The sequence below is a fragment of the Xanthomonas cannabis pv. cannabis genome (genome assembly GCF_000802365.1).
In the GTDB taxonomy this organism is placed as follows: domain Bacteria; phylum Pseudomonadota; class Gammaproteobacteria; order Xanthomonadales; family Xanthomonadaceae; genus Xanthomonas; species Xanthomonas cannabis.
Genome location: NZ_JSZE01000060.1, coordinates 25,083 through 31,472, shown reverse-complemented (window position 1 = coordinate 31,472; position 6,390 = coordinate 25,083). Strand labels below are relative to the sequence as shown.

At 67.1% G+C, this 6,390-nt stretch carries 7 protein-coding genes; 2 read left to right on the top strand and 5 right to left on the bottom strand.

The genetic code is table 11. From position 1 onward, the window contains the following. Positions 1-289: 289 nt before the first annotated feature. From OZ10_RS11765 to OZ10_RS11755, 3 genes are read right to left on the bottom strand one after another with little or no spacing between them, the layout of a single operon-like run. On the bottom strand, positions 290-469 hold the full coding sequence (locus tag OZ10_RS11765; RefSeq protein ID WP_039409832.1) for a type II toxin-antitoxin system antitoxin: 180 nt from the start codon (positions 467-469) through the stop codon (positions 290-292). Continuing rightward, a complete protein-coding gene (locus tag OZ10_RS11760) occupies positions 466-750 on the bottom strand; it encodes a hypothetical protein (protein ID WP_039409835.1) in 285 nt (94 codons plus the stop codon). The genes OZ10_RS11765 and OZ10_RS11760 overlap by 4 nt, the downstream gene beginning before the upstream one ends. Positions 751-759: 9 nt before the next feature. Continuing rightward, positions 760-1,629 (bottom strand): SPFH domain-containing protein, encoded by an 870-nt coding sequence (locus OZ10_RS11755; RefSeq protein ID WP_039564995.1) that lies wholly within the window; start codon positions 1,627-1,629, stop codon positions 760-762. A gap of 126 nt (positions 1,630-1,755) precedes the next feature. Between OZ10_RS11755 and purT the strand changes: the two genes are divergently transcribed. Next, positions 1,756-2,958, top strand: a complete 1,203-nt coding sequence (gene purT, locus OZ10_RS11750) for a formate-dependent phosphoribosylglycinamide formyltransferase (protein WP_039409840.1) — start codon at positions 1,756-1,758, stop codon at positions 2,956-2,958. Positions 2,959-3,232: 274 nt separating this feature from the next. Here the strand turns inward: purT and OZ10_RS11745 are convergent, their stop codons facing one another. Then, positions 3,233-4,462, bottom strand: a complete 1,230-nt coding sequence (locus OZ10_RS11745) for an endonuclease/exonuclease/phosphatase family protein (protein WP_039409843.1) — start codon at positions 4,460-4,462, stop codon at positions 3,233-3,235. A 51-nt stretch (positions 4,463-4,513) separates the two neighbouring features. Further along, entirely contained in the window at positions 4,514-5,428 is a 915-nt protein-coding gene (locus OZ10_RS11740; protein WP_039409847.1) for an arginyltransferase, read from the bottom strand. A 40-nt stretch (positions 5,429-5,468) separates the two neighbouring features. Here OZ10_RS11740 and OZ10_RS11735 point away from each other — a divergent pair, with 40 nt between their 5' ends. Then, a complete protein-coding gene (locus tag OZ10_RS11735; protein ID WP_039409868.1) occupies positions 5,469-6,059 on the top strand; it encodes an EF-hand domain-containing protein in 591 nt (196 codons plus the stop codon). The last annotated feature ends 331 nt before the right edge of the window (positions 6,060-6,390 follow it).

The window sequence follows — 6,390 nt, the reverse complement described above, 5'->3', positions numbered from 1 at the left end:
TGCTGCGCGCGCGCAGCAAGGCGGCAGGCAGCAACTCGATGGCAGTGGTGTTGAGCAACGTTGTGGGGAGAGGGCGCATGGCGACAGGGTAGGGTGAAGTGGTGCGCGTCACCAGTGAGCACGAGCGCATGTGGTCAGCCTGGACTGCTCCAGGCGGGCGTATGACATGCGGTCGGCCGCCGCGGTGCCTGCAGCACTGGGGGGCACTCAGGGCTGCTTCTGACGTTTTGCCTGCAGATGTGAGGCGACGTCACTGCGCGCGCGTTCGTGCGACGACTCCCACGCGTCGTCAGTCGTCGGCTGTCCTGTCGTCACGCGGCTTCGGCAGTCGCCCGGCCTTGCGCAGCGCATCGCGCAGCACGTATTCGATCTGCGCGTTGAGGCTGCGCAGTTCGTCGTCGGCCCAGCGCTGCGCGGCGGCCAGAACATCGGCATTGATGCGCAGCGGGTAGGCCTTCTTTTCGCTCATTCGCCGTTCCTGCGGCTGCCGTGGCGGCGCAGGTGCATGACCATCGACACGATCAGCGTGTTGACGCCGATGATCATGCCGATCACCACCGCGTAGATGCCGGCGCGGTTGTCGCCGGCCCAGTACAGGCATGCCGCGCCGACCAGGATCACCAGGCTGATCAACGCCCAGCGCAGGCCCAGGCCGCGCGCGCGGTCGTCGTCGTCCGCCCCGATCGAGGCGGCGATCGCCAGCGCGGGCAAGCCGGACAGCGCGACGACCAGTGGCACCATGACATTCATTGCATCACCTCAATACAAAGAGCCGGCATTGACCACCGGTTGGGTACCGCGATCAGAACACAACACGGTGAGCAGGTTGCTGACCATATGCGCCTTGCGCTCTTCGTCCAGCTGTACCACGCCGTTTTTCTGCAACTCGGCCAGCGCCATCTCCACCATGCCGACCGCGCCGGCCACGATGCGGGTGCGTGCGGCGATCACCGCATTGGCCTGCTGGCGCTGCAGCATGGCCTGGGCGATTTCCGGCGCATAGGCCAGGTGGCTGATGCGTGCTTCGATCACGTCCACGCCGGCCTGGGTGAGGCGCTCGTCCAGGTGCCGCTTGAGCTGTTCACTGATTTCGGCCGGGTGACTGCGCAGCGAGATCTGGCCGTCTTCGTGCTGGTCGTACGGGTAGCTGGTGGCCATGGCGCGCAGCGCCGCCTCGGACTGGATGTGCACGAAGCTCTCGTAGTCGTCCACGTTGTAGACGGCTTCGGAGGCATCCAGCACCTGCCACACGATCACCGCGGCGATCTCGATCGGGCTGCCGTCCAGTTCGTTGACCTTGAGCCGCCCGCTCTCGAAGTTGCGCACGCGCTGGCTGACGCGGCGCTTGGCGTAGAACGGCACATTCCAGCGCAGGCCGGCGTCCTTGACCGTACCGACATACTTGCCGAACAGGCTCAGCACCGCAGCCTGGTTCGGTTCCAGGGTGTACAGACCCGCCAGGATGAAGATGCACGCCGCCGCGCCCAACGTCGCCCCGATCAATCCGCCAGGCGTGAGGCTGGTGCCGGCCATCGCGGTCAGCAGGTACCAGGCTGCGCCGATCAGGCCGGCGCCGGCAACGAGGACGAGGGGGATGCCCGGCAATGAGCGGATCGGCTTCTCTTTCATGAGTATGTCTCCTTGGGTTCGAAGAAAAAGATATCAAAGTGATATCAATCAGTGCAAGCCGCCGGGAGGCGATGATCGGGGCAGGCCGTTAGAATGGCCGCCCCCTTCTCATCTGGACCTGCGCTCATGACTACTCTCGGCACGCCGCTGTCGCCTTCCGCCACCCGCGTGCTGTTGCTGGGCTCGGGCGAGTTGGGCAAGGAAGTGGCGATCGAACTGCAGCGCTTCGGGGTGGAAGTCATCGCCGCCGATCGCTACGCGAACGCGCCGGCGATGCAGGTGGCGCACCGCTCGCACGTGCTGGACATGCTCGATCCCGCCGCCTTGCGCGCGCTGATCGCCACCGAGCAGCCGCATCTGGTCGTGCCGGAGATCGAGGCGATCCATACCGAGACCCTGGTGGCGCTGGAACGCGACCAGGGCCAGAAGGTGATTCCGACCGCGCGTGCCGCACGCCTGACCATGGACCGCGAAGGCATCCGCCGGCTGGCTGCCGAAACGCTGGGCCTGCCGACCTCGCCGTACCGCTTCGTCGACACCGCTGCGGAATACCGCGAGGCGATTGCTGCGGTGGGTCTGCCGTGCGTGGTCAAGCCGGTGATGTCGTCCTCGGGCAAGGGCCAGAGCACCTTGCGCAGCGAAGCGGATATCGACGCCGCGTGGGACTACGCGCAGACCGGCGGCCGTGCCGGTGCCGGGCGCTGCATCGTCGAAGGCTTCATCGATTTCGATTACGAGATCACCTTGCTGACCGTGCGGCATGCCGGCGGCACCTCGTTCTGCGACCCGATTGGCCACTGGCAGCAGAACGGCGACTACCGCGAAAGCTGGCAGCCGCAGCCGATGTCGGAAGCCGCATTGCGTCGCTCGCAGCAGATCGCAAAAGCCATCACCGACGACCTGGGCGGCTGGGGCCTGTTCGGCGTGGAGCTGTTCGTTAAGGGCGACGCGGTGTGGTTCAGCGAAGTGTCGCCGCGCCCGCACGACACCGGACTGGTCACGCTGGTCTCGCAGGACCTCAGCGAATTCGCACTGCATGCGCGCGCGATTCTCGGCTTGCCGGTGGGCGCAGAAGACGGCGGCGTCATCCGTCAGAGCGGCCCGTCGGCCTCGTGCGCCTTGCTCGCGCACGGCCATGGCGCGCCGTTGTTCGACAACGTGGCCGACGCCCTGCGCGACCCGGATACCGCGCTACGCCTGTTCGGCAAGCCGCGCGTGGACGGTCATCGCCGTGTGGGCGTGACGCTTGCCCGCGCGGGCAGCATCGACGACGCACGCGAGAAGGCGCGCGTGGCGGCCGCTGCACTGTCGATCCAGTTGCAGGCCTGACGCGCTGCACGTCCGACGCAATGCAGCGCACCGCCGCATTGCGTCAACGCGCCAAAGCACCAAAGCATGGCGAGGTTCGTGCGCACGCCCGGGCGCGCTGCCCGTCGCCAAATGATTGACCACTCTTGGTGACGCCACGTCACTGCAGGCGGAGCTGCGTCGCGCCGCACGGCTGGCCGCGCATGCTCACGTCCATTACCAGCCGAGCTCCATTAACGTAGCCGGACAGGGAACGCGCTCTTCCGACTCCCCAATCCCGACTCCCCAATCCCCGCTACCAACCCACATCCACCCACACCGCATGATGGTCGCTGCCATCGGCAATCGCCGCGTCGGCGGTGGTGCCGGCCGGCCAGAAGATGCCGCTGCCGACCAGGGTGAACTGGTGGGAGGGCAGGACGTAGTCCAGGCGCATGGTGCCGGCCTGCGGGCCGAAGTCGCCGGTGACCTGGTGCGGGTCGCCGGTGTGCGCGATGCCGCGCGCGGCGTATTCGGCGGTCTTTTCCGCGCCACCTTCGCTGCGCGGTGTGGGGTACTGCAGGACGCGCGGATGATGGATCAGTGCGCGGATTGCTTCGTGGCGGCCGGCGCCATCGATCGGATCGTTATTCAGATCGCCCAAAATCACAAAGCGCGCATCCGCCGGCAGGCCGCCGCAGGTGCCCTTGTCGTCGCAGAGCCAGCGCGTGCTGTCGGCGGCGTTGTCCAGGTACGCGCGCCACAGCGCGAGCTCGTCATGATTGCGCGCGGCATTGCGTTTTTCCGCGCCATCGAACACCGGCGGGGTGGGGTGCGACACCAGTGCATGGACCACGCCCTGTGGCGTGCGGACCGGTACGTCCCAATGCGACTTGGACGACAGCCGCAGCTGCGCCCAGATTGCGTCGCTATAAAACGAGGTCCGCGTGGTCGGATCGATCGGCCGCAGCGCACCCGGTAATGCACTCCATTTCAGCAACTGGAAACTGCGCACGGCCCGCGCATCGATCGGATAACGCGACAGCACCAGCATGCCGTATTGCCCCGGATGCAGGCCGAACCCCCAGGCATCATTGCCGCGGTTGCGGCCATCGCCGCCGACGCTGCCGCTGTTGTCCAGATCCAGCCCGCTCGGCACACCGGTGTTGACCGGTGCCAGATACCGATACGGATAACGCAACGGCTCGCCGCCGCCGGGCTGGGCGACCTGCAGATAGCGCTGCTGGAACAATTCGGCGGCGCGGTGGTCGGGGTCGAAATCGAACTCGTTGAGCAGCACCAGATCCGGGCGCACGCGCTGCAGCACGGCCGCAATCTTGCGCGCGTGCGCGCTGTCGCCCTGCAGCTCACGGACCAGGCCGCCGGCCTCGTCGGAGTACAGCGAGGTGTTGTAGGTGGCGATGCGCAACTGTGTGGGCGATGCCTGGCCGGGCGCGGTGTCGGCGGTGGCCGCCGATGTGGCCGTGCGATGGGTACAGGCAGCGCAGAGCGCGGTCAGTGCGAGCAGCAGCAGTGGTTTGATCATTGCGCGATTGTCGCATGCTGGATGCGACAGGCCGATGTCGCCGCCGACACGTCAGGGCGCTGGCGCAGTGGCCGGCAGTCCGCGCCAGTGGCGGCCGTCGTAGGCTTCCAGCGCGCCCAACCGCCGCTTGTAGTTCATCTTTGCGTGGCCGTCGATCCAGTAGCCCAGATAGACATGCGCGCGTCGCTCGCGGCGTGCCCATTGGATCTGCTGCAGGATCGCCAGCGTGCCCAGGCTGCGCGCGGCCGCATCCGGCGCATAGAACGTGTACACCGCCGAGAGCGCGTGCTCGGTCACGTCGGTGACCGCGACGGCCAGCAGGCGCCCGGGCACATGCGCGACAGCCGGTTCGCGGATCTCAAGAAAACGCCCGTGCGACCAACCGCCGATCAGGAACTGATCGAACTCGGTGGCGCCATGTTCGTCCATGCCGCCGCCGGGATGACGGTGCTTGAGGTAGTGGCGATACAGGGCCAGTTGCTCGTCGGTGCGTTCGGCCGCAACCACGCGCACCACCAGATCCGCATTGCGCGCGAGGCAACGGCGTTGACTGCGATCGGGTCGGAACGCGTCCACCGCGATACGCACCGGCACACAGGCGCGGCACCGTTCGCAATGCGGCCGGTAGACCAGATCGCCGGAGCGACGGAATCCCCAGGCCAACGCCTGCGGGTAGATGGTGCCAAGCCGTGGGTCGTGCGGGTCCAGCACCAGGTCGCGCGCCTGGCGGTCGGACCAGTAGCCACAGGCATGCTCGCCGGTCTGGAACAGGCGCAGGTCGTCGTGGGTGTCGGCATGGATGGCCATGGACGCAGGATAGCGCCTGTGTGTCGCAGCAGCGGCGACTGTCCGCCGGATAAATGCGCCCGATGCCGGCGTCAACGCCTGCATCGGTGGCTCGTTGATGTGGGTGTTGGTGGCAGCGCACGGTTGATCCGGATGCGCCACCCACGCGATGCGGCCCATGCAGGTGCCGCGTGTGGTTCCCACAAATCAGGAGTTTCTCATGACGTCCCGCAAACCTTTCCTCGCACTGGCTGTGCTGGCTGCGCTGTCCACCGGCGCGGTGTTCGCTGCCACTCCGCCGGCTTCCGGCGATGCTTCACGTCCTGGCAAGCTCGACAGCAATGGCGACGGCGTCATCGATCGCAGCGAAGCGGCCGCCGACCCGACGCTGGCCGCGCAGTTCGATACGCTGGACACCAACAAGGACGGCAAGCTGTCGCGCGACGAGCGCCCACGTCATCGCGGCCCGGGGCGCGAGGGCCGTGGCGAATGGATGGCCAAGCTCGACACCAACAAGGACGGCCGCATCAGCCGCGAGGAGGCCAAGGCCGACCCGAAACTTGCGGCACGCTTCGATCAGATGGACCTCAACAAGGATGGCTTTGTCGATCGCGCCGACCGCGAGCTACGCATGCAGCAACACCGCGATGCGTGGTTTGCCAAGGCCGACACCGACAAGGACGGCAAGCTGAGCAAGGCCGAGTTCGATGCGGCCTCGAAGCTGCGCCGCGAGCATGGTCCGCGTGGTCCGGGCGAGCATGGTGATCACGGCAAGCGCCCGATGCCGGCCAAGCCTGCCGCCGCCAACTGAGTGTGACCCGTGGTCAGCGGCCTCCCGGTGGTGGGGCTGAACCGGGAAGCCTGGCCGCGAACGCAGCATGTCAGCAGCAACACGCAACAAGGCGCCGATCGACCGACGGCCTCCCGCGCAAGCAGGAGGCCGTTTTTCGTGGGTGCCATACCGGGCAAGTCCAGACGCCAGCACCGCCGGGCGTGACCATGGCGCCAGCTGCAGGGTGTGGAGGCACGGTCGCCAGGTTGCAGGGTCTGTTGCCGATCTAGGGCGCGGTGCAGATGCGTACCGGCAATCGTATGGCGATGGCGGGGCAGCGTCGTAATCGGTCTATGAGCTGCAATGACCG